Source organism: Sinomicrobium endophyticum (genome assembly GCF_052983315.1).
Genome location: NZ_JBRKIS010000002.1, coordinates 187,828 through 213,141 on the forward strand (window position 1 = coordinate 187,828; position 25,314 = coordinate 213,141).

The 25,314-nt window shown below is 43.9% G+C and carries 19 protein-coding genes; 6 read left to right on the forward strand and 13 right to left on the reverse strand.

Going from position 1 to position 25,314, the window contains the following annotated elements:
• The first annotated feature begins 61 nt into the window (after nucleotides 1–61).
• From ACVBDU_RS01045 to ACVBDU_RS01055, 3 genes are all read left to right on the forward strand, one after another.
• On the forward strand, nucleotides 62–2,020 hold the full coding sequence (locus ACVBDU_RS01045) for a protein-disulfide reductase DsbD family protein (protein ID WP_447177928.1): 1,959 nt from the start codon (nucleotides 62–64) through the stop codon (nucleotides 2,018–2,020).
• 101 nt (nucleotides 2,021–2,121) lie between these two features.
• Nucleotides 2,122–3,966, forward strand: coding sequence for a CocE/NonD family hydrolase (locus tag ACVBDU_RS01050; RefSeq protein WP_447177929.1), 1,845 nt, complete (start codon nucleotides 2,122–2,124; stop codon nucleotides 3,964–3,966).
• Nucleotides 3,967–4,079: 113 nt separating this feature from the next.
• The gene (locus ACVBDU_RS01055; RefSeq protein WP_447177930.1) at nucleotides 4,080–7,340 is read left to right on the forward strand and encodes a S41 family peptidase; all 3,261 of its coding nucleotides are present in this window, start codon (nucleotides 4,080–4,082) and stop codon (nucleotides 7,338–7,340) included.
• A gap of 64 nt (nucleotides 7,341–7,404) precedes the next feature.
• Here the strand turns inward: ACVBDU_RS01055 and ACVBDU_RS01060 are convergent, their stop codons facing one another.
• The 13 genes from ACVBDU_RS01060 to ACVBDU_RS01120 form a co-directional block, all read right to left on the reverse strand.
• Nucleotides 7,405–7,629: a DUF6095 family protein gene (locus ACVBDU_RS01060; RefSeq protein WP_447177931.1), complete on the reverse strand. Its 225-nt coding sequence runs from the start codon at nucleotides 7,627–7,629 to the stop codon at nucleotides 7,405–7,407.
• 94 nt (nucleotides 7,630–7,723) lie between these two features.
• On the reverse strand, nucleotides 7,724–8,542 hold the full coding sequence (gene murQ / locus ACVBDU_RS01065) for an N-acetylmuramic acid 6-phosphate etherase (protein WP_447177932.1): 819 nt from the start codon (nucleotides 8,540–8,542) through the stop codon (nucleotides 7,724–7,726).
• Nucleotides 8,543–8,591: 49 nt separating this feature from the next.
• On the reverse strand, nucleotides 8,592–10,379 hold the full coding sequence (locus ACVBDU_RS01070) for a DNA polymerase III subunit gamma/tau (protein WP_447177933.1): 1,788 nt from the start codon (nucleotides 10,377–10,379) through the stop codon (nucleotides 8,592–8,594).
• 223 nt (nucleotides 10,380–10,602) lie between these two features.
• The gene (locus tag ACVBDU_RS01075) at nucleotides 10,603–11,418 is read right to left on the reverse strand and encodes a prohibitin family protein (RefSeq protein ID WP_447177934.1); all 816 of its coding nucleotides are present in this window, start codon (nucleotides 11,416–11,418) and stop codon (nucleotides 10,603–10,605) included.
• Nucleotides 11,419–11,498: 80 nt separating this feature from the next.
• Nucleotides 11,499–13,520 carry a VWA domain-containing protein gene (locus ACVBDU_RS01080; RefSeq protein ID WP_447177935.1) on the reverse strand — a complete coding sequence of 674 codons (2,022 nt, stop codon included), beginning with the start codon at nucleotides 13,518–13,520 and terminating at the stop codon, nucleotides 11,499–11,501.
• 49 nt (nucleotides 13,521–13,569) lie between these two features.
• Entirely contained in the window at nucleotides 13,570–14,316 is a 747-nt protein-coding gene (gene fabG / locus ACVBDU_RS01085) for a 3-oxoacyl-[acyl-carrier-protein] reductase (protein ID WP_447177936.1), read from the reverse strand.
• 500 nt (nucleotides 14,317–14,816) lie between these two features.
• Complete coding sequence (gene sucD, locus ACVBDU_RS01090) at nucleotides 14,817–15,689, reverse strand: succinate--CoA ligase subunit alpha (protein WP_447177937.1); 873 nt, start codon at nucleotides 15,687–15,689, stop codon at nucleotides 14,817–14,819.
• Between the two features lie 175 nt (nucleotides 15,690–15,864).
• A complete protein-coding gene (locus ACVBDU_RS01095; RefSeq protein ID WP_447177938.1) occupies nucleotides 15,865–16,800 on the reverse strand; it encodes a UDP-3-O-(3-hydroxymyristoyl)glucosamine N-acyltransferase in 936 nt (311 codons plus the stop codon).
• 20 nt (nucleotides 16,801–16,820) lie between these two features.
• On the reverse strand, nucleotides 16,821–17,387 hold the full coding sequence (gene efp, locus ACVBDU_RS01100) for an elongation factor P (protein WP_447177939.1): 567 nt from the start codon (nucleotides 17,385–17,387) through the stop codon (nucleotides 16,821–16,823).
• Nucleotides 17,388–17,444: 57 nt separating this feature from the next.
• Nucleotides 17,445–18,230, reverse strand: a complete 786-nt coding sequence (lpxA, locus tag ACVBDU_RS01105; protein WP_447174085.1) for an acyl-ACP--UDP-N-acetylglucosamine O-acyltransferase — start codon at nucleotides 18,228–18,230, stop codon at nucleotides 17,445–17,447.
• Nucleotides 18,231–18,293: 63 nt separating this feature from the next.
• The gene (locus ACVBDU_RS01110) at nucleotides 18,294–19,709 is read right to left on the reverse strand and encodes a bifunctional UDP-3-O-[3-hydroxymyristoyl] N-acetylglucosamine deacetylase/3-hydroxyacyl-ACP dehydratase (RefSeq protein WP_447177940.1); all 1,416 of its coding nucleotides are present in this window, start codon (nucleotides 19,707–19,709) and stop codon (nucleotides 18,294–18,296) included.
• Nucleotides 19,702–20,730, reverse strand: coding sequence for a UDP-3-O-(3-hydroxymyristoyl)glucosamine N-acyltransferase (gene lpxD, locus ACVBDU_RS01115; protein WP_447177941.1), 1,029 nt, complete (start codon nucleotides 20,728–20,730; stop codon nucleotides 19,702–19,704). Before lpxD ends, ACVBDU_RS01110 begins: the two co-directional genes overlap by 8 nt.
• A 171-nt stretch (nucleotides 20,731–20,901) precedes the next feature.
• Nucleotides 20,902–22,128: an HD domain-containing protein gene (locus ACVBDU_RS01120; RefSeq protein WP_447177942.1), complete on the reverse strand. Its 1,227-nt coding sequence runs from the start codon at nucleotides 22,126–22,128 to the stop codon at nucleotides 20,902–20,904.
• Between the two features lie 190 nt (nucleotides 22,129–22,318).
• Here ACVBDU_RS01120 and porX point away from each other — a divergent pair, with 190 nt between their 5' ends.
• From porX to cysM, 3 genes are all read left to right on the forward strand, one after another.
• A complete protein-coding gene (porX, locus tag ACVBDU_RS01125; RefSeq protein WP_447177943.1) occupies nucleotides 22,319–23,866 on the forward strand; it encodes a T9SS response regulator signal transducer PorX in 1,548 nt (515 codons plus the stop codon).
• A 21-nt stretch (nucleotides 23,867–23,887) separates the two neighbouring features.
• Nucleotides 23,888–24,295 carry a tRNA (adenosine(37)-N6)-threonylcarbamoyltransferase complex ATPase subunit type 1 TsaE gene (gene tsaE, locus ACVBDU_RS01130; protein ID WP_447177944.1) on the forward strand — a complete coding sequence of 136 codons (408 nt, stop codon included), beginning with the start codon at nucleotides 23,888–23,890 and terminating at the stop codon, nucleotides 24,293–24,295.
• 123 nt (nucleotides 24,296–24,418) lie between these two features.
• Nucleotides 24,419–25,303, forward strand: coding sequence for a cysteine synthase CysM (gene cysM, locus ACVBDU_RS01135; protein ID WP_447177945.1), 885 nt, complete (start codon nucleotides 24,419–24,421; stop codon nucleotides 25,301–25,303).
• The last annotated feature ends 11 nt before the right edge of the window (nucleotides 25,304–25,314 follow it).

Below are 25,314 nucleotides of genomic sequence, written 5' to 3' on the forward strand. Positions count from 1 at the left end.
AGCACAAATAAAATCAAAACCTAACAGCTGAAATCTCACTTCTAAAATCTAATATCTAATAATGAAACATATTCTTCCCATCCTGATCGGATTGTTTTTTATAACCTTTTCTCCTAAGATACTGGCACAGGCCGAAAGAGTAAGCTGGGATACTTCCGTAGAGAAGATTTCGGATACGGAGTACGAATTGGTTATTACAGCTTCCATTGTGGAGAACTGGCACCTGTATACTACAAATATTCCCGAAGGCGGCCCCATTCCGACTTCTTTTACCTTTGAAGGAGCAGGAGAGGATTTTGAACTGGAAGGCGGTATCCTGGAGAGTGAAGCCCATACGGAATACGACAATATTTTTGATATGGAACTTTCCTATTTTGACGGGAAAGCCGTGTTTAAACAGAAGATAAAATTACGCAACCCGGAAGTTAAGGCTATACAGGGAGGGGTGGAATACCAGGCCTGTGATGACAAAAGTTGTATCTTCTCCGACGCAGACCTAGCCTTTTCCCTGGATGGGGGAAATGCGGCAGTAAAACAACTGGAAGTGGACGAAAAAAGCGCCTTGCTTTCCAAAAAACTGAAACTGGACCTGAAGAACCCGGAACTACTGAAAGGAGAAGAACAGGGAGATGGAGGCGGCAACAGCCTGGCCGGAATTTTCATCCTGGGGTTTCTGGGAGGCTTACTGGCATTACTGACACCCTGTGTATTCCCTATGATACCGCTTACCGTTTCGTTTTTTACGAAGCAGTCCGGAACCCGGAAGAAAGGAATTTCCAATGCCATACTTTACGGAGTATTCATAGTATTGATCTATGTATTGCTAAGTCTGCCATTCCACTTTCTGGATTCACTGGACCCGGAAATACTCAATACCATTTCCACAAACGTATGGCTTAATATAGCCTTCTTTGTCATTTTTGTATTCTTTGCCTTTTCCTTCTTCGGGTATTATGAGCTTACCCTTCCCAGTTCGTGGGGGAATAAGATGGATTCGGCCTCAGGTACGGGAGGGGTTATCGGTATCTTTTTTATGGCATTGACTTTGGCCATAGTCTCTTTCTCCTGTACCGGTCCCATTTTAGGATCGTTACTGGTAGGATCGCTCACAGCAGAAGGAGGGGCAACACAACTCACTGCCGGGATTACCGGTTTTGGTTTTGCACTGGCTTTACCTTTTGCCCTTTTCGCTCTTTTTCCGAACTGGCTCAATTCCCTGCCGCGTTCCGGGGGATGGATGACCACGGTAAAAGTCATACTCGGTTTCCTGGAACTTGCCCTGGCCTTTAAGTTCCTTTCCAATGCAGACCTCGTACAACACTGGGGTATACTGAAACGGGAGATATTCATAGGTATATGGGTAGTGATCTTTGCCCTGATGGCTCTTTACCTTTTCGGGAAGATCAGGTTCCCGCACGACGGTCCGTTGAAGAAACTCAGCTTTTTGAGGGTGAGTTCAGGTATTCTGATAACCGCTTTTGTGATCTATCTGGTCTCAGGGATATTCGGAGGTCATCTCAAACTGCTCAGCGGTTTCCCGCCACCGGCATTCTACAGTGTCAAACAACAGGAAAGCGATTGTCCCCTGGGACTGAATTGTTTTAAGGATTTTGACGAAGGCCTGGAATATGCGAAAGCGAACAACAAACCCATTTTGCTGGACTTCACCGGCTGGGCCTGTGTAAATTGCCGGAAAATGGAAGAAAACGTATGGAGTGTACCCAAAGTGTATGAGCTTCTGAAGAATGATTATGTGCTTATTTCCCTGTATGTAGACGACCGTAAGGAACTTCCGGAAGAAAAACAGTTTAATTATCAACTGGAATCCGGACGGGTGAAAAAAATCCGGACCATCGGGGAGAAGTGGGCTACCTTCCAGTCCATTAACTTCCACACGGCATCACAGCCTTATTACATTATCATGACCCCCGACATGGAATTGCTCGGACCACCACAACAGTATACGGATACGGACACCTATCACGACTGGTTGAAGACCGGAACAGAAAGTGTTAAATAAGAATACCTTTTTTACAAAACAGGAAAAGTACGGGGACAACCGTGCTTTTTTTGTTATATATTTACTCTTTTCTAATGCCTTACACAAATAAAATTCTGACCATGAAGAAAATTTCCGTTCTGTTATTTACATTATTTGTCTTTATCTCCTGTATAGCGCAGGAATATGATGTAAAGTCACATTACGATAAGCAGGAAGTGGCCATTACCATGCGCGATGGTATTAAACTTCACGCTACGATCTACAGCCCAAAGGACAAATCCAAAAAATATCCGGTTGTTCTCCAACGTACGCCCTATAGCTGTGCACCTTACGGAGAGGGACAATATCGTTCCAAAATAGGGCCCAACGAAACCATGATGAAAGAAGGGTATATTATCGTGTACCAGGATGTTAGAGGCCGTTGGAATAGCGAAGGGGTATATGATAACATGAGAGCTTACATTCCCAATAAAAAAAGGAAACAGACCGATGAAGCTTCCGACACCTACGACACGATCGACTGGCTGGTAAAGAATGTAGATAATAATAACGGCCGTGTAGGTGTATGGGGAGGTTCGTATCCCGGATTTTATTCCACGTATAGTCTTCTCGATGCGCATCCTGCACTGAAAGCCGTATCCCCCCAGGCTCCCATAGGAGATTTTTTCTTTGATGATTTTCATCATAACGGGGCTTACATGTTGAGTTACTGGAGAGTTACCCCGTTGTTTGGGCATATGAAAGACAAGCCCACTACCGAAGCCTGGTACGAACTTCCGGACCTGGGTACACAGGACCAGTACCAGTTTTTCCTGGATGCGGGCCCGTTGTCTAACCTGGACAAATACTATAAGGAAGATAACGTGTTCTGGCAGCAGTTAAAAGACCATCCGAACTATGATGATTTCTGGAAACCGAGAGGTATTATCCAGCACCTGAAAGATATAAAACCTGCCGTAATGGTAGTGGGAGGATGGTTCGATGCGGAAGACCTTTACGGACCGTTGTCCACTTACAAGGCTATGAAGAGCAGTGACAATTATAATACAATCGTTATGGGGCCGTGGAGCCACGGCGACTGGATAAGGTTAAACAAGCGCCAGGCTATAGGTAATGTGTATTTCGGTGATGATATATCCAAATTTTACCAGGAAGAGATAGAGACAAAATTCTTTGATCATTTCCTGAAAGGAAGTGGGGATAAGAATTCCGGTCTGCCCGAAGCGTATATGTTTGATACCGGGAAACACGAATGGCAGAAATTCGATACCTGGCCACCGGAAAATACCAGCAAAGAAGTGTATGGTATGGGAAGGAATCAAAGCCTGTCGCAGGTAATGACTATGGAGTTTTCGTACCAGGAATTCATAAGCGACCCTAAAAAACCGGTACCTTATTCCGAAGATATTAAAGTAGTCTTTACCCCCAGAAAATACATGACGGATGACCAGCGTTTTGCAGCGCGAAGACCGGATGTGCTGGTTTTTGAAACCGGGGTTTTGGAAGAAGATATGACACTGGCCGGGGATATTCTTGCCAGGCTGAAAGTGTCCACCACCGGGACCGATGCCGACTGGATCGTCAAGGTGATCGACGTATATCCCCCGGATGCGGAAGATTACGAAGAAACGCAGGATTACCTGAAAATGAGTAATTACCATATGATGGTGCGTAGTGAAGTGATGCGCGGCCGTTTCCGCAATAGTTTTGAAAAACCGGAACCGTTCGTGCCGGATGAAGTGACCGATGTCAACGTGAAACTGCAGGATGTGTTCCACACCTTTAAAAAAGGGCACAAAATACAAGTGCAGGTACAGAGTACATGGTTCCCCCTGATCGACCTGAACCCGCAAACCTATGTGGATAACATTTTCTACGCTAAAAAGGAAGATTTTCAAAAGCAAACCCACAGGGTATACAATTCCTCTTCCATTGAGTTTACCGTTTTAAAAGAAAACGAATAATAACAGACCGCTATACCCGAAGCCCGGAGATTTTCCTCAACGGCTTCGGGTATTATTTCTAGCTTCTTTACGGGCCTGTTCCCGTTATTATCATTACATTTTAATAACCAACTATGAGAATACGTATGAAAACAATGCTGTCCCTTTCATTTATTGCTTTGAACATTTTCCTCTTAAAGAGTGCCCCCGATCCGGATGATACCAGGCTCTTATCTCAGCCTGCAATGAGCGATACCCATATAGCGTTCATTTATGCCGAAGATCTTTGGGTAGCCAATAAAGACGGCTCCAATCCTATTCGGCTTACGATTGATGAGGGAGTGGAATCTAACCCGGTTTTTTCACCGGACGGTTCCAAAATAGCTTTTAATGCCGAATATGACGGAAATACAGATGTATATGTTGTTCCTGTTACCGGAGGTGTACCCCGGCGCCTTACCTGGCATCCGTACAGAGATATGGTAAGAGGATTTTCACCCGATGGTAAAAATGTTCTTTTTGCTTCACAGAGAAATACTTTTACAAACCGTTATACCCAGTTGTTTACGGTTAGTGTAGATGGCGGAAAGGTAACGCAGTTGGATATTCCAAACGGATTTTGGGCCACCTATGCGCCGGATGGTAAACATATAGCCTATACCCCCTTAAGAGATGTATTTGCCCAGTGGAAACATTACCGGGGAGGTACTATTTCGCGTATATGGCTCTACGATACGGATAATCATGCTGTAGTGGAGATTCCTAAGCCGGCAGGTGGGTGTAACGATACCAACCCGGGCTGGGTAGAATCCGGAGTCTATTTCCGAAGCGACCGGAATGGAGAATTCAACCTTTTTTCCTATGATACCGGCACCAAAGAAGTAAAACAACTGACCGATTATAAAGACTTTCCGGTGATGAACCTGTACGCTCATAAGGGACAGGTGATTTACGAACAGGCAGGTTACCTGCATATCTACGATACGGCAAGTGGCAATTCCAGACGTCTCCGGATTGGTATAGCTACGGATCTTCTGGAACTGAGACAGCGTTTTGTATCCGGGGCAAACTATGTAAGAAGTGCTTCCGTTTCGCCTTCGGGAGCAAGAGTAGCAGTGGATTTTCGCGGTGAAATAGTAACAGTACCGGCTAAAAAAGGAGATCCTTTGAATATTACCAACACCCCGGGGGTACATGAAAATAGTCCTTCGTGGTCCCCGGACGGAAAGTCCATTGCATATTTTTCCGATGCCGGAGGGGAATATGCAATGCACATCCGGGATAAGGATGGAAAAGGAGAAGCTAAAGTAATAAAACCCCGAGGAGCCGGTTTTTATGCATATATTCATTGGTCTCCCGATAGCAAAAAATTGTGCTTTTCCGACAATGGAAGAAGTTTTTATCTTGCCGATGTTGCTTCCGGTAAGGTGGTGAAAATTGCTTCGGACGAACGATATGTTCCCGGAACTTACCGGGAACTGTTCGGAGACTGGTCAGCCGACTCCAACTGGATTGCCTATACGATAATTACCGATACCCATTTTGAAAGGGTATTTCTGTATTCGGTAAAAGAGGATAAATCTTATCCGCTTTCGGATGGATTGTCCAGTGTTTCCAGCCCCGTATTCGACCCCTCCGGAAAATATATCTATATGCTTGCATCCACGGATGCCGGCCCTGTAGTGAACTGGTTCGATCAGTCTTCCATAGATATGGAAATGAACAACTCCATTTATCTGGTGACACTCCAAAAGAAGATAAAATCACCGTTTGCAAAGGAAAATGATACGGAGGACGACTCTGAAAAAGAGTCTGACGATAAAAAAGATGAAAAAGAAAAAGACAAGAGCAAGGATAAGGTTGCTTCCCTGCAAATAGACTGGCAGGGTATAGAACACCGTATTGTAGATATTCCGGTTCCTGCCGGTATGTATTCAAACCTGGGAGTCGCAAAAGAAGGGGAATTGTATTACCTGGCAAGAGCTCCACACGGTGGTTCCGCCATGTTACATAAATATGATCTCAAGGAAAGGAAAGATGAGGGAATTATGGAAACAGATACTTATGTAATTGCAGCCAAAGGAGAAAAAATGTTGTATCGGAGTAAAGGAAAATGGGGAATCACCGATATGGGTAAAAAGCCGGATAACGGAACTCTTAATGTCGAAGCCATACAAGTGAAAATAGACCCGGTGGCCGAATGGAATAATATTTTTCACGAAGCATGGAGGGTAAACCGCGATTACTTTTATGATCCCGGAATGCATGGGGCAGATTGGGATGCCATGAAGGAAAAATATAAAGTTTTTCTGCCGGACCTTTCCTGTCACAGTGATTTGTACAGGATTATGGAATGGATGTTCAGTGAACTCGGGGTAGGACATCATCGTTTCAACAGTACCGGAGACCGTTTGCATCAGCCGAAAACGGTGCAGGGCGGATTGCTCGGAGCCGATTACGAAGTCTCCGGTAATCGCTATCGTTTTAAGAAAATATACGGCGGACTTAACTGGAACCCGGAGATGAGGTCGCCCTTGACCGAACCTGGTGTGGATGTAAGAGAAGGGGATTATCTTCTTGCGGTAAATGGTAAGGAAATAACTGCTGAGGATAACCTGTACAGCTTTTTCGAAAACACAGCCGATAAAATCGTAAGACTTACGGTGAATAGTACGGATAGCAAATCCGGAGCAAGGGAAGTTAAAGTGACACCTATACCTTGGGAATGGGCCCTAAGGAACAGGGATTGGGTGGAAAATAATATCAAAAAGGTGCACGAAGCGACAGATGGGCAGGTAGCTTATGTATATGTGCCGAACACGGCCGACGCCGGACATGAGTATTTTAAACGTTATTTTTTCCCGCAAGCCAATAAGAAAGCTATTATTATAGACGAACGGTTTAACGGTGGCGGATATCTTGCCGATTATTACATAGATATTCTCAAAAGACCCGAGCAGGCATATTGGAATTTCCGTTACGGTATGGACCTGAAGTCGCCAAGTGCTTCCATACAGGGGCCAAAAGTGATGCTGATCGATGAAACCGCAGGTTCCGGGGGAGATTTCCTGCCATGGATGTTCCGTAAGTTTAAACTGGGTAAAATAATCGGTAAACGAACCTGGGGAGGCCTGGTAGGTGTGCTGGGTTATCCGAGGTTTATAGATGGAGGATCGGTTACCGCACCTAACATAGCTTTCTATAACGATGAAGGTTTCCGTGTGGAAAACGAAGGTGTAGCCCCAGATATAGAAGTGGAGCAATGGCCGGAACAGGTTATAAACGGAAAGGATCCTCAATTGGAAAAAGCCATCGAAGAAGTGATGAAGGAGTTAAAAGCTAATCCTCCGAAAAAGATGGAGCGGCCTGCCTACCCGGTCCGGGTAAAAAAATAAAATAACATGGAATCATAAGATAACTCCGTCCTTCTCCTGTTTTATCGGGAGAGACGGAGTTTTTTTAGTCTCCGAAAAAAGATTTCATCATTATCTTAAGGCTTATAAATGCCATGACGATAGCGCCTATTGCAGCAAGAAGCCCCAGGATCAGTACCGGCCAGTAAAACGGATGTCCCTGGTTTTTGAAGGCCTGGTAAATAATAATTGGAGCACCGAACATCAACATTAGGGTATAGGCAAAATATTTCAGGCTCTTCAGGAATAGTTTTCGGTCTGTTCGTCTCAAGGTCTTGGTTTTCGGTGATTTATTTAATTAGAAAATTTGGTAATGTGTCAATTAGTTATTGTTTTATTTCTGATTCATAGCCTAATGGGCACACTTACTTTTCAGATTGGTATGCTTTGATCGCGTTCCTTACATTTCTGTTTTTGTTTAAAAGGGTTTCGGCCTCTTCCCTGGATACGCCCAGTTCTTCCATTAACATTCTAACTCCGCGATCTACCAGTTTTATATTGCTCAGTTGCATATCCACCATTTTATTTCCTTTAACCCGGCCAAGTTGTATCATGGTAGCGGTAGAGATCATATTCAGGATCAGCTTTTGTGCTGTCCCCGCCTTCATACGCGAACTTCCGGTAACAAATTCCGGACCTACAATAGCTACAACAGGGTATTGTGCGGCAAGAGCCAGTGGGCTACCTTCATTACAGGTTATACAGCCGGTAAGTATACCGTTTTTATTGCATGTTTCCAGCCCGCCTATTACGTAGGGGGTGGTACCGGATGCGGCGATCCCGATAACTACATCCAGGGGAGAAATATCGTATTGAGATAAATCTTTCCAGGCCTGTTCCCAGCTGTCTTCCGCATTTTCCACAGCTTTACGTATGGCAGTATCACCACCGGCAATAAGCCCCATGATCAATTGATCGGAGACTCCGTATGTAGGTGGACATTCCGAAGCATCGAGGATGCCTAGTCTGCCACTTGTTCCGGCGCCTATATAAAAAAGGCGGCCGCCGTTTTTCAGTTTCTTTGCTATTTGTTCAACCAGGGCCTCTATTTGCGGGATGGCTTTTTCAACGGCCAGGGGAACAGTTTTGTCTTCTTTGTTTATATTGGCCAGGATCTCGTTTACCGACATTTTTTCCAAATTTCGGTAGTTGGAGTCCTGTTCCGTGGTTTTTATAAAATCCATAGTACGTATATGAGTGCGATGTATTGTTTCTTAATTCGCTTCGGATGTTTTAGATGTCCAGGTCAAACTCTTTGCGAAGAGTTTCTATCAAAGGGTTGGTTTGCACGAGTTTGACGTATTTTTCCTGGGGAGTGAATGCATATTTTCGTTCGATCTTTTCATTTACGGTAACCTGCAGGCTTATGAAGTGGTTCCGGAGTTCTGTTTTCAGGTATTCCATGAGCGGGAACTGGTCCCGTTCCACTTCCTTTTTCATGGTGTCGTTAGGCAATTCGATCCATATAGTTTTGTCATTTTTCAGTTTCGGTCGGTCTGTTGCCAGGTTGGAAGCTATGATCTTTTTTCCCTTTTCATTCATCATTTTTACATAGTTGTCCCAGGCCTCCTGCATTTCTTCTTCGGTAAAAGATTCTCGTGGCAGTTTGGATTCGTCTATATGGGATTCCTTTTTGTTCTTTTCCAGTTCTTTTTTGGCTTTGATACTGGAGAGGGATAGCCCTGAGACGTGTTTTTTGCGGATATCGATGGCGTTGTTCTGTACCTGGCTGTCATGTTGTTCCGGTTCCTGTTGTACGGCAGTAAAAGTTTCCGGGGGCGGGGATGTAGCGGTATTTTCTGTTTCCGTTTTCGGAACGGTGGCTGTGGTAACCGGAGTGGGATTATTTTGTTCGGGTACTGTTTTCGCCACGGGGGGAGGTGTGTTCACTTTTTTGTCCCCGGCTCCGTTTTGCCGGAAATGAGACGGGGGAATTATGAAGTGTGTATCATTTTTTTTTTCTCCATCGAAAGTGATGGAGGCAAGCTGCATAAGGCTAAGTTCTACAAGTAATCTCTGGTTTTTACTCGTTTTGTAATTGAGATCGCAGGTGTTTGCCAGTTCTATTCCTTTCATGAGGAAGGGCATGGATGCTTTTCGGGATTGTTCCAGGTAACGTTGTTTCGCTTCGTTACCGACTTCCAGAAGCGGAATGGTGGCTTCATTTTTGCACACCATCAGGTCCCGGAAATGGGAGGCCAGTCCGGCAATAAAATGGTGACCGTCAAAACCTCTTGCAAGGGTTTCGTTAAAATCTACAAGCAATTGCGGAATGTTATTTTCCAGTATGAGGTCGGTAGCTTTAAAATAGGTGTCATAATCCAGCACATTAAGGTTCTCCGTAACTGCCTGTCGGGTTAGGGATTTTCCGGAGAAGCTTACCACCCTGTCAAATATCGACAAGGCATCACGCATGGCCCCGTCGGCTTTTTGTGCTATAATGTGAAGGGCATCATCTTCTGCTTCTATGCCTTGGTTTTCGGCAATGTACTTTAAATATTCGGCGGCATCTCTTACGGTAATGCGCTTAAAGTCGAAAATCTGGCAACGGGAAAGAATCGTTGGTATGATCTTGTGTTTTTCTGTGGTTGCCAGGATAAAAATGGCATGCTTCGGCGGTTCTTCAAGAGTTTTCAGAAAAGCGTTGAAAGCTGCCTGAGAGAGCATATGCACCTCATCGATAATATATACTTTATATTTTCCGGTCTGCGGAGGTATACGGACCTGGTCTATAAGGTTCCGGATATCGTCTACCGAGTTATTGGAAGCTGCATCCAGTTCGAAAATGTTGAAGGCGAAATCCTCTTCCGGATTTTCCATACCGTCCTGGTTGATCTTTTTGGCCAGGATACGGGCACAGGTGGTTTTTCCCACACCTCTGGGGCCGCAGAACAGCAAAGCCTGTGCGAGGTGGTTATTATCTATGGCATTCAGCAGGGTGTTGGTAATGGCCTGTTGCCCCACGACATCTTTAAATGTCTGGGGACGGTATTTACGCGCAGAAACCACAAATTGCTCCATAGAAAAATATTTACGTCACAAAGATAAAAATTGCGTTTATATTTTGGGGAGAGAGCGGGGATTTTTACCCGGGAATTGTTAACAAAGTTTATGGGAAAAACAGGGATAAACCAGTAACGAGACACCGCGGATTGTAGACCATGGGTGAAAGAGATAAACAAAAATGTCCCGCACCAAGGCGGGACATCACAGTATTTATATACGAATAGGGAGATAACTTATGTTACTGGTTCCCAAGAATAATAGGCATACCGTCTTTTCCGGACCCGATAACAATTACCTTGGCATTCTGGGATTTGGAAAGTTCTATAGTAGCCTGTATACCTTTTTCCTGGAGTACTTTATCCGTCAGGGAGGCGCTTAGTATCCTGTTGGCAGCGGCTTTACCCTCAGCATCTATACGCTGGCGCTCAGCTTCTTTTTCAGCTTTTTCCAATCGGAACTCATATTCCAGGGTTTCCTGTTCCTGCTTTAATTTTGTTTCTATCGCAGTTTTGATAGTAGGAGGGAGGGTAATGTCCCGGACCAGGACTTCATTTAACTGCACGTATTGTTTGTCCAGTATTTTTTTGGTCTCTTCAAATATCTCTTCCTGGATGGCATCTCTTTTGGTAGAATACAATTGTTCCGGGGTGTATCTGCCCACTACACTTCTGGCTGCCGACCGGATGGCCGGGAGAATAACATCAGTAATATAGCCTTCTCCTCTTTCCTGGTGCAGGGAGCCTAATTGTTCTCTGACGGGCTGATGCCATGCTGTGGCGTCCAGTCCAATCTGCAATCCGTTGGAGGAGAGCACTTGCATTTTTTCGGAAAGTTCCTGTTGCCTTACATTGTATACATAGACTTTATTCCAGGGTAAAACCCAGTGAAAGCCTTCACCCAAAGGAGGTTTGTCCGTGACAACACCACCTCCGAATGTCTTGTACAATACTCCGGCCTTTCCGGAATCTATGCTTGTTGTGGATTTAAAAATGAGAATAATTAGAATTACAATACCTATAATAATAGGTAAGCCTATTTTTGGTAATCTGTCCATTTTCTATATAGTTTGTGATTATTTAGTCCGTAATTTGGTCTGCTTCGCGGGGAAATTATTTGGCTTGTTTGCTTTTTACCTTAAATAAGCCCTTTGTATTTTCTGAGGAACCATTCTGCCGAAAGTAACAGTACAATAATAAACAGCAGGATTTTCCAATCTATCAAAGGTACGATATTTTCTTTACTTTTCTGGACGGGTTTAAACCTTTCGTCTTCCATGAGAACAGATTGCAGGCTTCCGGTTTGTGTATCGTAAAATAGTTTCCCCGTTGAATTCCCGGCAAGAGTTTGCAGTTTACGGATATCGGCGTTCCCGTATTGTTGCTCCACGTCAAATTCCAGTATCCGGAACTGTCCGGAGCGTTGTATGTTTTCCCCTTCGACCCGTATTTTAAAAGTGTATTCTCCTGCTTCCAGGTCGCTGAGGTCAGCTGCGTAATAGTTGTTACGGAGCAACATCGGGTAGGTTTTCTCGGTATCGTTGTTTTTATTCCTGACTTCGATACGCAAGGAAGCTTCGGGGTTAAAAATGTAATTGTTGTCAAAATACTGTGCGGTAATAACTACGGGGATAGTACCGTCGTACAGGGTTTCGTGATCTGTTTCGAGGCGGTCCCTTTTTTTGTCAGACGCGAGATAGAATACCAGTTTACTTATAAATTTATCGAACTTTTCATAGTTTCTATTGTCCCGGTAATCCTGCATTCTCCATCTCCAAATGTCTTCTCCCAGGAGCAGGGCCGTTTTTTTATTGTCTTTTTCTGTAGTGAAAAGTAACGGGTTTTTGGTAACTACACCATTGATCTTCTGAAATAAAATGGTTTCGTAGGAGGTGTTTACGGCAATGTCTCCGAAAGGTACCTGCAGGGGCGGGTAACGGGAAAAACCGATATCTTCGGAAGCAAATACGGAATAACTTTCGTTATAACTACCCTGTACTTCTTCGGTGAGGTTCCCCGGTTTTCTCGAAAAATCTTTTTGTATCCGGTTCAGAAAATTCCAATCGGTGTTTTTTCCCCCGATAATAAAGGTGTTTTTTTCCAATTTCTCCAGTTGCCGGAATGCGTTGGTAAATGAAGTGTTTGGCTGATAAAGGATGACGAGTTGATAATCGTTAATACGGTTTGCGCCAAGGTTGGGCTTACTTATGGTGACAGTACGTTCTTCATTGGATTCGATACTCCGCTTCAGCGCCCCGAGATCCGGATGTACAATATCCGAAAGGATGAGGACTTCTGTTTTCTGGTCGATGATCTCTATACCGAATTCTTTATAATTGTTTTTAGTGTTTTTTTCGTCTTTTACAGGTAATATTTCAGCCCGGAAAGTGAGTAGTCCCCGGGCGCCGGCATCGAGGTGTGTCCGGATGATTTCCGATCTTTTTTCAGGGGAGAAATTGACATTCTGACTGTAAAGTGTCCGGTTTCCGGATGTGATACGAAAAGTAGAACTTACCGCGGTTTTTCCTTCGTAGTTAAGAATGATCTCTACGGGGAATTTATTCCGGAAGTACGCATACTTGTTGACGTTAAGTCTTTGTATCCGGAGATCATCATAGGTGGTGGTGTCTCCCAATGCCACCGGAAATACGGGCATGGGATAGTTCAGTGATGTATAAGTGTAATCTTCGCCATAGGTCTGATTGCCATCGGTAAGAATTATAATGGATGCGTTTTTTCCCCTGTAAATTTCTTTCAGAGAAGTCAGGGCTTCGTTTATGTTGGTATGTCGTTCCTCAAAGGACAATGCATCGCCATTTTTCAGATTTTCTCCGAAAGTATAGTAGTCGGAAGTAAATTTTTCCGTGAGTTTCCCGTTTTGTTTCAGTTGCGAGATAATTTCCCGTATATGTTGTTGCTGGTTTAGGTAGGGGATAGAGGAAGAATTATCCGCAACGATAGCCAGGATAGGTTTTTCCTCATAGACGGCCACTTTCCGGAATTTCGGATTGATAAGCAGTAACAGAATGGCAAATACGGACAGGAAACGCAAAAAAGCAAAAAGCAAGTTTTCTTTTGACTTGCCTTTTGCTTTTCCGTATTGGAACACTGCTGCGAGTAGTGCAACTACTCCTGCTATAATGAGGTATATAACCGACATTTAATCCTTTATTTCATTATGCGTTGGGGCAAAGATATTCCGCCCGAAATCAGGTAAGCATTCCGCCGTCTACATTGAGCACCTGGCCTGTTACATAAGCGCTCATGTCAGAACCCAGGAAAACACAGGCATTGGCTACGTCTTCGGGAGTACCACCGCGTTTTAGGGGAATGGCATCTCTCCATCCCTGAACAGTCTTTTCATCGAGTACGGCTGTCATTTCCGTTTCTATGAACCCGGGAGCTATGGCATTGCAACGGATGTTACGGGAACCGAGTTCGAGAGCTACAGATTTCGTAAAACCGAGAATACCTGCCTTGGAAGCGGCATAGTTGGTTTGTCCCGCATTTCCTTTTACCCCCACAACGGAACTCATGTTTATGATAGAGCCTTTGCGTTGTTTCAACATGGTTCTTTGTACGGCTTTGGTCATATTGAAGACGGACTTGAGGTTTACCTCAATGACCTTGTCGAAATCTTCTTCGGAAATACGCATCAGAAGGTTGTCTTTGGTAATTCCCGCATTATTTATAAGAACATCTATACTACCAAATTCTGCAAGTACGTCTTCTGCCAGTTTCTGAGCTTCTTCAAAGCTTGCCGCGTTACTTTTGTAACCTTTTGCTTTTACCCCTAGGGAAACGAGTTCTTTTTCCAGTTCGGCGGCGGCTTCGGCCGAGGAACTGTATGTAAATGCAACATTGGCACCCTGCCGGGCAAAAACCTGCGCAATACCTTTTCCTATTCCCCTGCTTGCGCCCGTAATAATAGCTGTTTTTCCTTCTAAAAGTTTCATCTGATGTTTTTTATTCGTTTTTAATAGGTCAACACCCGTTCCGATATTAATTTTTTGAGACTAAAGGCAAAAAGGCGGAGTGTATGATGTATAATTTATTTATCATTTTTTCCGTCTTTTACCTGATAAGCAATGACCAAATATAGCAAATAGATATACCACAAAACAAAAATCCCCGTCAATTTAGCGGGGATTTGTCGTAAGAGGTTTATTATTATCATTTTACGGGTGCCGGTTTTTCAAAATTGAAGAGGTAATCTTCATCCGGGCCGGTTATTTTACCCGGTTTGCCGAGGGCTTGCATATCGATATATTTGTGCTCCCGGTAACCGTTTGGTTATGGCATACGATTAAAGTATATTATGTGCATTCTGGTTACACACCCGGAATCGGGTGAGGCCCCGAGATTTTTATTTAAAAGATTAAAAAATAAAATCCATCAGTCCGAAGGCTAATGGATTTTGAATATCCTGAAAACAGGAATTTTATTTAAGGAATGCTTATCCCAGAACTGCGGCTACTTTTTTGCCGATTTCCGCGGGAGAATCCACTACATGGATACCGCATTCTTTCATGATTCGTTTTTTGGCTTCCGCAGTATCATCCGCACCACCTACGATGGCACCAGCATGGCCCATTGTTCTTCCTTTAGGAGCAGTTTCTCCTGCGATGAATCCGACAACGGGTTTTTTATTCCCGTTTTCTTTGATCCACCGGGCTGCGTCCGCTTCGAGTTGTCCGCCTATTTCCCCGATCATAACGATACATTCTGTTTCCTCGTCGTTCATGAGCAGTTCAATCGCTTCTTTGGTCGTAGTTCCGATGATAGGGTCTCCTCCGATACCAATTGCAGTGGTAATACCCAATCCTTGCCGAACCACCTGATCGGCGGCTTCATAAGTAAGGGTGCCGGACTTGGAAACAATACCTACATTTCCTTTTTTGAAAACGAATCCGGGCATAATACCTACTTTGGCTTCTCCGGGAGTAATAACACCGGGGCAGTTAGGTCCTATCAGACGGCAATCCTTTCCTTTAATATAGTTGGAAGCGGTAATCATATCGGCCACCGGAATTCCTTCTGTAATGGTAATGATCACTTTAATACCTGCATCAGCAGCTTCCATAATAGCATCTGCAGCAAAGGCAGGCGGAACGAAGATGATAGAAGTATCTGCTCCGGCTTTTTCCACGGCGTCTTTTACCGTGTTAAAAACTGGGCGGCCCAGGTGTTCCTGTCCTCCTTTTCCGGGAGTTACCCCACCTACTACGTTAGTTCCGTATTCTATCATTTGTTCGGCGTGAAAAGTACCTTCACTACCGGTAAAACCTTGTACAATTATTTTTGAATCCTTGTTGACTAAAACACTCATTATATTTGAATTTTTAATAGGCTATGCAAAAATAGGGTTTTATATGGATTATGCATTACGCTTTGCCGTTTAATGTTAGGCGGGAATTGTTATTTTTTTGTTAGGCGAAATCCCCTGGTGGTATTGCGAAACCGGGATGTAACCGTTTTCTTCCGCGGAGGTATTTCCGGTATGGTTATCCCTTGTTGAGTTTTTCTATTATTGTCGGTATTTTCCGTATGGAGGCCAGTTCTTTGTACTTTTTACGGGCTTCCTCGGCAGGATAACCGAAATAAGCGGTGTTTCCTTCCAGCGATTTGCTAATTCCGGACTGTGCCAGGATAACTGCTTTGGCGCCTATAGTAATGCCGCTGGTTATACCTACCTGTCCCCATATGGTTACTTCATCTTCAATAACAACACAGCCTGCAATACCGGTTTGTGATGCGATAAGACATTTTTTCCCGATAACCGTATCGTGTCCCACTTGTACCTGGTTATCCAGCTTGGCCCCTTCTTTTACCCGGGTACTTCCCGTGACTCCCCTGTCTATGCTACACAGGGCGCCGAGATCGACAAAGTCTTCGATAACCACGTTTCCACCGGATAATAGTTTGTCAAAACCTTCCGGTCTTTTCTTGTAGTAAAAAGCATCGGCTCCGAGAACGGTACCGGCATGTATGGTAACGTTGTTTCCTATAACTGTGTTATCGTATATGGTGACATTGGGATGAATGAGACAATTATCTCCGATAACAACATGATTACCGATAAATACATTGGGTTGTATTATAGTGTTTTTGCCTACAGTGGCAGTAGGGGAGACAGAGGCTCCGGCTTTTTCAAAAGGGCGGAAGTGATCGGTAAGCTTATTGAAGTCCCGGAAAGGGTCGTCCGAAATAAGCAGGGCCTTACCATCCGGACACTCCACCTGCTTGTTGATAAGCACTACCGTGGCGGCTGAACGGAGTGCCTTGTCATAATACTTGGGATGGTCAACAAAGACAATGTCGCCGGGTTCCACAACGTGTATTTCGTTCATTCCCTGAACAGGGAAATCTTCCCGGCCCACGTAGTCGCAATCCAGGATAGTTGCTATCTGCCGCAATGTGTGTACTTGTGGAAATTTCATATGTGCTTTCCGTTTAAAGGCTATTCTTTTACCCGTTCTACGTAGGTACCTTTGTCGGTTTCGATCTTTATTTTATCTCCTTCATTGATAAAGAGCGGAACATTTACAGAAGCCCCGGTTTCCATCGTTGCCGGTTTGGTGGCATTAGTCGCGGTATTTCCCTTTACGCCGGGTTCGGTATGTGTAACCTCAAGAACGACATGCGAAGGCATTTCTACGGACAGGGGCATGCTATCCTCAGTATTGATGAGAATAGTTACTACCTCTCCTTCTTTGAGCAGATCGGGTGCATCAAGAACATTTTTGGAAAGGGAGATCTGGTTAAAATCGTCCGTATTCATAAAATGGAAGGTTTCCCCTTCGGGATAAAGGTACTGAAAGGTATGGGTCTCCACCCGCACATCTTCTATTTTATGGCCTGCGGAAAAAGTGTTATCTATCACTTTACCGGTCGTGACACTTTTCAGTTTGGTACGAACAAAAGCCGGGCCTTTTCCCGGTTTTACATGCAGGAATTCTATAACTTTAAAGATGTCATGGTTATATCGAATACACAATCCTTTCCGGATATCTGACGTTGTTGCCATGTTTTTATATTTTTATCGCTTAAACTTCTTTTTAAAACAAAAACGACGGGCAAAGGTCTACCCGGCGTTGAAATATCCTTTCATAATACCTCTTTGAGAGTCGCGTATGAACTGGAGTATCTCGTCCCTTTCCGGAGTTGCTTCCATTTCTGCTTCTATGATCTCCATGGCCTGGGTATTATTATAGTTTTTCTGGTATAATATCCTGTATATGTTCTGTATCTCCCGGATCTTGTCGGCAGAGTACCCTCTTCTTCGGAGTCCTACAGAATTAATACCTACATACGACAGGGGCTCCCGGGCTCCTTTAATGTAGGGTGGAACATCTTTCCGAACCAGGGATCCTCCGGTAACAAAAGCGTGGTTCCCTATGGAGCAGAACTGGTGTACGGCCGTCATTCCGGCAAGAACTACGTAATCGCCGACGGTGATGTGTCCGGCAAGGGTACTGTTGTTGGAAAAGATACAGTTGTCTCCCACAATGCAGTCGTGAGCAATGTGGCAGTAAGCCATTATCAGGCAGTTTTTACCGATAACGGTTTTCATCCGGTCCACGGTACCGCGGTTTATGGTGACACATTCCCGGATGGTTGTGTTATCACCAATTTCTACGATGGTTTCTTCTCCCTGGAATTTCAGGTCCTGCGGAGTAGCTGAGATAACTGCTCCCGGGAAAATATTACAGTTTTTTCCAATCCGTGCGCCTTCCATAATAGTCACGTTAGAACCTATCCAGGTTCCCTCTCCGATGATCACGTTGTTGTGAATGGTGGTAAAGGGTTCGATGACTACGTTCTTGGCTATTTTGGCACCCGGATGTACATATGCTAAAGGCTGATTCATGTGTGTCGATTGATCGAAAATTATAATGAGAAATGTATGGGGAAAGGCGGATTGGCCGCTTTCCTAATCATCTTCATTTTTTACTTTTACTATTTGTGCCATCATTTCGGCTTCGGTGGCCAATTTTCCGTTGGCATAAGCGTATCCCTGCATGTGGCATATACCTCTCCGTATCGGAGTTACGAGTTCCAGTCTGAAAACGAGTGTGTCTCCCGGTCCTACCTGTTGTTTAAACTTTACTTTATCTATCTTCATAAAGAAAGTGAGGTAATTTTCGGGGTCCGGTACCGTACTCAAAACCAGGATACCTCCCGCCTGTGCCATAGCTTCTACCTGCAGCACACCGGGCATAACCGGCGCCCCGGGAAAGTGACCGACAAAGAACGGTTCGTTCATGGTTACGTTCTTTACCCCTACAACATGAGTGTCCGAAAGTTCGAGGATCTTGTCAACCAGCAGAAACGGCGGCCGGTGAGGCAACTTTTTCATAATGTCGGTAACATCCATCAAAGGAGCCTGGTTCAGGTCGTACTGCGGTACTTTGTTTCTTTTCTCGATCTTAATGATCTTGGAAAGTTTTTTAGCAAACTGAGTATTTACAAAGTGACCGGGCTTGTTGGCAATGATCTTGCCGCGAATGCGTGTGCCTACCAAAGCAAGATCCCCGATAACGTCGAGGAGCTTGTGGCGTGCCGCTTCGTTGGGGTAGTGGAGGGTAAGGTTATCCAGTATACCGTTCGGTTTTACCGAAATAGAATCTTTCTGAAAAGCTACTTTTAGTTTTTCCATGGTTTCCGGAGACAGTTCCTTGTCCACATATACAATGGCGTTGTTAAGATCTCCTCCTTTGATCAGTCCGTGTTCCAGAAGAGTTTCTATCTCGTGCAGGAAGCTGAATGTTCTGGCATTGGATATTTCTTTTTTGAACTGGGACAATTGCTTCAGGGTGGCGTTTTGTGTTCCCAGTACTTTAGTGCCGAAATCTACCATGGTGGTTACCTGGTATTCATCTGCCGGAATAACGGTGATTTCACTTCCGGTCTCTTCATCCGTATAGGAAATAACATCTTTTACGATGTATTCTTCTCTTTCCATATCCTGTTCTACCACTCCCGCTTTTTCCAGGGCTTCGACAAAATATTTGGAAGAACCGTCCATGATAGGAGGTTCCGGAGCATCCAGTTCAATCAACACATTGTCAATTTCCAGTCCTACCAGGGCGGCAAGAACATGCTCGGAGGTGTGTATACGAACTCCTTTTTTCTCCAGGTTTGTTCCTCTCTGGGTGTTAACCACATAATTAGCATCGGCTTCAATAACCGGACTGCCTTCCAGGTCAATACGTTTAAAAGCATAGCCGTGATTTTCCGGGGCAGGCTTAAAAGTCATAGTTACTTCGTGTCCTGTGTGGAGGCCTACTCCCTGTAGCCTGACTTCTTCTGCAATGGTGCGTTGTCTGACAACTTTATCACTACTCATTATCGTTCCGTTTTTTATCGAATTGGTGAATGGTTTGAACTAATTTGGGCAGGTTTTTAAAATGGACATAAGATTTGTTAAAATCGCCAAGAGCAAATGCGGGAGATCCTTGTAAGGTCTCGTCATCCTGTATATTTCTTATGATTCCGGATTGAGCCTGAACCTTAACCCGGTTACCTATGGTCAGGTGGCCTACAATCCCTACCTGTCCGCCAATCATACAATTCTTTCCTATTTTGGTAGATCCTGCAATGCCGGTCTGTGCGGCTATTACGGTATTTTCGCCTATTTCCACATTATGCGCTACCTGGATCTGGTTATCCAGTTTAACTCCTTTTCTAATAATGGTAGAGCCCAATGTAGCTCTGTCTATAGTAGTTCCTGCTCCTATATCCACGTAATCTTCCAGTATTACGTTTCCTGTTTGAGGAACTTTGGAGTACCTCCCGTTTTCGTCAGGGGTAAAGCCAAAACCATCCGCTCCTATGACGGCACCACTATGAATAACACAGTTATTCCCTATTATTGTTTCGGAATAAATTTTAGCGCCTGCAAATATAACGACATTATCTCCCAGGGAAACATTATCACCTATATAAGCGTTGGGGTATATTTTACAGTTGTTCCCTATTTTTACATTATCGCCTATATAAGAAAAAGCACCCAGGTAGATATCTTCGCCATAACTGGCAGATCCGGAAATGTAAGAAGGTTGTTCTATTCCGGTCTTATTCATTTTTACCTGGTTGTAATATTCCAGTAGCCTGGAAAATGCTTTATAGGCATCTTCTACTTTTATAAGGGTAGTGGAAAGTTCGGATTCTGCTTCGAAATCTTTGTTTACAATCGTAATCGAAGCTTTCGTAGTGTAAATATACGATCTGTACTTGGGATTGGCCAGGAAAGTAAGGTCGCCTTCAGTGCCCTCTTCTATCTTGGCCAGCCTGGAAACCTCCACATCCGGGTTTCCTATAACATCCCCTTCCAGTATGCCTGCTATTTGACTTGCTGTAAATTTCATTCTTGCAAAAGTATAAAAAAAGTAAATATTAAGTTATCACCCCGTTAAGTTAATAGATGAAGTGTATGGGTAGTGTGTTACATATATCTGGTATAAGTCTGTGAATTACCGCAGGTTGAAAATACAGAGGGATGTCTCTTTTACGTTTTTTTATTTTTTTTTGCCGGCTTTTTAGCTATGTTTCGGATAACAGACATAATATTTGGTTACCAGTTTGGACAATGCTTTCAGGTTCAGGAGGTCTGATGCTTTGATTACATCGGAGACTTTTCCGGTTTTCATGAGGATGTGAATATTTTCTTTGTCCATACTGTAAGCGAGATTTTCCACTTTTCCGGTAAAAACGAAATAGCGTGCTGTTTCTTCGGGGACTTTATATTTTTCTTTAAACAGATTTACGTGTTTTTCCAGTTTTTTTTCCGGGAAGGGTTTTTTTCGGTATTTTATTTTGAGCAGGTCGCGGTTCAGGATCATGGTACAGAGCCGCGATAAAACGAAATCGTCGTGGAATTGCCATTCTTTCATGGCCGAGATAATATCGTAATCGTCGAGCCTGGAGAAAATATCGAGGACGGAAGCATCGAAATGCTGTATTTCCACCTTATGGGTCAGGAAATATTCGAGGGCAGAACTGGCTTTAATATCCACTCCTTCGGAAACCAGTTCTTTAGCTCTTTGTAAAACACGTATAAGGAGCTGTTCGGCACAAAGTCCTGTTTTATGGAGATACGCCTGCCAGTACATCAAGCGTCGTGCCACCAGGAATTTCTCTACGGAATAGATTCCTTTTTCCTCAATGGCTAACTCATTATCTACTACATTGAGCATCGTAATCAACCTTTCGGAATTTATGTTTCCTTCAGCCACCCCGGTATAAAAACTATCTCTCTTCAGGTAATCCGTACGGTCTATATCGAACTGGCTGGAAATCAATTGGTGCATGAATTTACGATGGTATTCGCCCCTGAACATTTTTATGGCCAGCGTTAAACTTCCGTTAAAAGTACGGTTCAGTTCTTTCATGAAAAGCAGGGATATCTGTTCGTGGCTCACCCCGTTTACAATACTGTGCTCCATGGCATGAGAAAAAGGTCCATGCCCAATATCGTGCAACAGAATAGCTATCAGCAGGGCTTCTTCTTCCTCTTCGGATATCTCAACCTTTTTAAAACGAAGGGTTTGAACCACTTTTTGCATGAGGTGCATGCAGCCCAGGGCATGGTGAAACCTGGTGTGATGAGCCCCAGGATAAACCAGATAGGACAATCCCATTTGGGATATCCGGCGGAGCCTTTGAAAATATTTGTGTTCTATAAGGTCAAAAACAAGGGTGTTGGGTATGGTAATAAATCCGTAAATTGGATCGTTAAATATTTTGAGCTTGTTAGTATGATTCATTTATATAAAATTTTGCAAACTCTGAGTTTTGCCTTATTTGTATATCGGTTAGTAATTATATTTGCTTGTCAAAATGCCCGTTATGGGTTTTCAAATGTTTGTTTTAGGCGTGAAACCAGTAAACCGCGATCCGGTTTTTTCCCCGTCTGATAAAAAGGAATTACGAAATGAAAAATACAAATATACGGATATGAGTAACATAAAAATACTGTGGGTTGATGATGAAATTGATTTGTTGAAACCACACATTCTCTTTCTTGAAAAAAAGAATTATACGATCTCTACTTGTCAGAGTGGGGCCGATGCGTTAGAAGATGTCGATAAGAACAGTTATGATATTGTTTTCCTGGACGAGAACATGCCGGGACTGACCGGCCTGGAAACCCTTACGGAGATCAAGGCGAAACGACCCAATCTTCCGGTAGTAATGATCACCAAGAGTGAGGAAGAGTATCTCATGGAAGAGGCTATTGGTTCTAAAATAGCGGATTACCTGATAAAGCCGGTTAATCCGAACCAGATATTGCTTTCGCTGAAAAAAAATCTCGACCACTCGCGATTGGTGTCTGAAAAAACCACGGCGAACTATCAGCAGGAGTTCCGTAAAATAGCTATGGATATGGCTATGGTCAATTCTTACGAAGAATGGGTCGGACTCTATAAAAGACTTTTGTACTGGGAACTGGAACTCGAAAATATAGAGGATATAGGTATGGTGGAAATACTGGAGTCGCAGAAGACAGAGGCTAATACCCAGTTCGGTAAATTTATAGAAAAAAATTATCCGAAGTGGTTTTCGGACGGGGAAGGACCGGTAATGTCGCATACCCTGTTCCGTGAACTGGTGGTGCCCGAATTGGAGAAGAACACCCCTACATTGCTGGTGGTGATCGATAATCTGAGATATGATCAATGGATGGCCATTGAAGATGCGGTTAATGTGCATTACAAAAACAAAAATGAAGTGCCGTATTTCAGTATTCTTCCTACTGCCACGCAATACGCACGGAATGCCATTTTTGCGGGATTAATGCCGGCAGAGATGGAGAAACTGTATCCGAAATACTGGAAGAACGATACGGATGAAGGAGGGAAAAACCTGCATGAAGCAGATTTTCTGCACGAACAGATACGTCGTCTCGGGCTGAATCTCAAATGGGAATACCATAAGATTTCCAGCCTGAAGGCAGGAAGGCAACTGGCGCAGAACTTCAGGTCACAGAAAGATAATGACCTGACGGTAGTGGTGTATAATTTTGTAGATATACTCTCGCATTCCAAGACCGAAATGGAAGTTATTAAAGAACTTGCTTCCAATGATAAGGCCTACAGGTCGCTTTCCAAAAGCTGGTTTAAAAATTCTCCTTTGCTGGAAATCATACAGCAGTCGCAACAACTGGGTTTTAAATTGTTGCTTACTACAGACCACGGAACCATTAACGTCAAAAACCCGTCTAAAGTAATAGGAGATAAGGAAACCAGCCTTAACCTGCGTTATAAGACCGGGAGGAGCCTCTCTTACGAACCAAAGGAAGTTTTTGCGGTAAAGAGTCCAAAAGATGTGCATTTACCGTCTATAAATATGAGTAGCTCTTTTATTTTTGCAAAGGATGATCTCTTTTTCGCCTATCCGAATAATTATAACCATTATGTGAGTTATTACCGGAATACGTATCAGCACGGAGGAATATCGCTTGAGGAAATGATCATACCTTTTATTGTCCTGGAACCCAGGTAGGATATAAAATACCCTTTGGCATTGAAGAAAATAAATTATACCCTGGAAGAAACAGATGCGGTGGCCCGGCAGCTCCTGGACGAGGTGCCGGATAAAACACTTTTGTTTTACGGAGATATGGGGGTTGGGAAGACTACCCTGATAAAATCGCTGGCGTACCATTTGGGAGTAAATGACGTTACGGGGAGCCCGACTTTCGGACTTGTAAATGAGTATGAAGGAAGGGAGAACACCCGGATATATCATTTCGATTTTTATAGAATTAAAGATGAAGATGAAGCGTTGGATATGGGTATTGAAGATTATCTGTATGCAGATGCCTGGATTTTTATCGAATGGCCGGAAAAGATCGAAGGCTTACTGCCGGAAAATGCTGTTGCCGTTTACCTTAAAAGAAATACGGACGGTAGCCGGGAACTATCTTTTTAATAAGAGCGTTTTTCTTCGGCAAAAAGAATGATACTTTTGTATAAGGGAATCTGTCAAAACCGGATTTCCTTTTGTTATTAATCCACATAACCTATGGAGAAAGCATAGTAAAACATTTTGGATATGTATAAGACCTTACTCGGTAATATAGGAAACACGCCGCTTGTGGCTACAAACACCCTGGTAAAAAATAAGAAAGTCACCCTGTTACTGAAACTGGAGGGGGATAACCCCGGGGGTAGCGTAAAAGACAGGGCAGCATATAATATGATAAAAAGTGCCCTGGACCGGGGTGAAATTAAGCCGGAAACCAGGTTGATCGAGGCGACAAGCGGCAATACGGGCATAGCCCTGGCTATGATAGCCGGTTTGTTTAAACTGGACATCGAACTGGTTATGCCGGAGAACTCTACCCGGGAGCGGGTACAGACCATGCGTGCTTACGGAGCCAAAGTAACGCTTACTTCATCGGATTCCGGTATCGAAGGTTCCCGGGATTATGCAGAAAAAAAGGTTACAGAAGAGGGATATGTATCGCTGAACCAGTTTGGAAATGAGGATAACTGGAAAGCACATTATAAAACCACAGGTCCGGAAATATGGCGGGATACCGAGGGGAAAATAACCCATTTTGTTTCTGCAATGGGAACTACGGGAACTATTATGGGGACTTCTACTTTTCTGAAAGAGAAAAATCCGGATGTCCGTATCGTCGGTGTGCAGCCTACCGATAATTCCAGTATTCCCGGTATACGCAAATGGCCGGAGGAATACCTGCCAGGAATATTTAATCCGTCCAAAGTAGATGAAATTATAGAGGTTAGTGAAACCGAAGCGGCTGAAATGACCCGGAAACTGGCTCGTGTAGAGGGAATATTTGCCGGTATGAGCAGCGGGGGAGCGGTATGTGCAGCTCTGAAGCTGGCTGAAACCCTGAAAGAGGGAGTTATTGTAACTATTATATGTGACCGTGGCGACCGGTACCTGTCCTCGGATTTATTTGTCTAATTGGGATTTGT

Excerpts from the sequence above, each read along its gene's own strand:
- ACVBDU_RS01045 (WP_447177928.1), top strand. The coding sequence starts at position 62 with ATGAAACATATTCTTCCCATCCTGATCGGATTGTTTTTTATAACCTTT.
- ACVBDU_RS01050 (WP_447177929.1), top strand. The coding sequence starts at position 2,122 with ATGAAGAAAATTTCCGTTCTGTTATTTACATTATTTGTCTTTATCTCC.
- ACVBDU_RS01055 (WP_447177930.1), top strand. The coding sequence starts at position 4,080 with ATGAGAATACGTATGAAAACAATGCTGTCCCTTTCATTTATTGCTTTG.
- murQ (WP_447177932.1), bottom strand. The coding sequence starts at position 8,542 with ATGGATTTTATAAAAACCACGGAACAGGACTCCAACTACCGAAATTTG.
- ACVBDU_RS01070 (WP_447177933.1), bottom strand. The coding sequence starts at position 10,379 with ATGGAGCAATTTGTGGTTTCTGCGCGTAAATACCGTCCCCAGACATTT.
- ACVBDU_RS01075 (WP_447177934.1), bottom strand. The coding sequence starts at position 11,418 with ATGGACAGATTACCAAAAATAGGCTTACCTATTATTATAGGTATTGTA.
- ACVBDU_RS01080 (WP_447177935.1), bottom strand. The coding sequence starts at position 13,520 with ATGTCGGTTATATACCTCATTATAGCAGGAGTAGTTGCACTACTCGCA.
- fabG (WP_447177936.1), bottom strand. The coding sequence starts at position 14,316 with ATGAAACTTTTAGAAGGAAAAACAGCTATTATTACGGGCGCAAGCAGG.
- sucD (WP_447177937.1), bottom strand. The coding sequence starts at position 15,689 with ATGAGTGTTTTAGTCAACAAGGATTCAAAAATAATTGTACAAGGTTTT.
- ACVBDU_RS01095 (WP_447177938.1), bottom strand. The coding sequence starts at position 16,800 with ATGAAATTTCCACAAGTACACACATTGCGGCAGATAGCAACTATCCTG.
- efp (WP_447177939.1), bottom strand. The coding sequence starts at position 17,387 with ATGGCAACAACGTCAGATATCCGGAAAGGATTGTGTATTCGATATAAC.
- lpxA (WP_447174085.1), bottom strand. The coding sequence starts at position 18,230 with ATGAATCAGCCTTTAGCATATGTACATCCGGGTGCCAAAATAGCCAAG.
- ACVBDU_RS01110 (WP_447177940.1), bottom strand. The coding sequence starts at position 19,709 with ATGAGTAGTGATAAAGTTGTCAGACAACGCACCATTGCAGAAGAAGTC.
- lpxD (WP_447177941.1), bottom strand. The coding sequence starts at position 20,730 with ATGAAATTTACAGCAAGTCAAATAGCAGGCATACTGGAAGGGGATGTT.
- ACVBDU_RS01120 (WP_447177942.1), bottom strand. The coding sequence starts at position 22,128 with ATGAATCATACTAACAAGCTCAAAATATTTAACGATCCAATTTACGGA.
- porX (WP_447177943.1), top strand. The coding sequence starts at position 22,319 with ATGAGTAACATAAAAATACTGTGGGTTGATGATGAAATTGATTTGTTG.
- cysM (WP_447177945.1), top strand. The coding sequence starts at position 24,419 with ATGTATAAGACCTTACTCGGTAATATAGGAAACACGCCGCTTGTGGCT.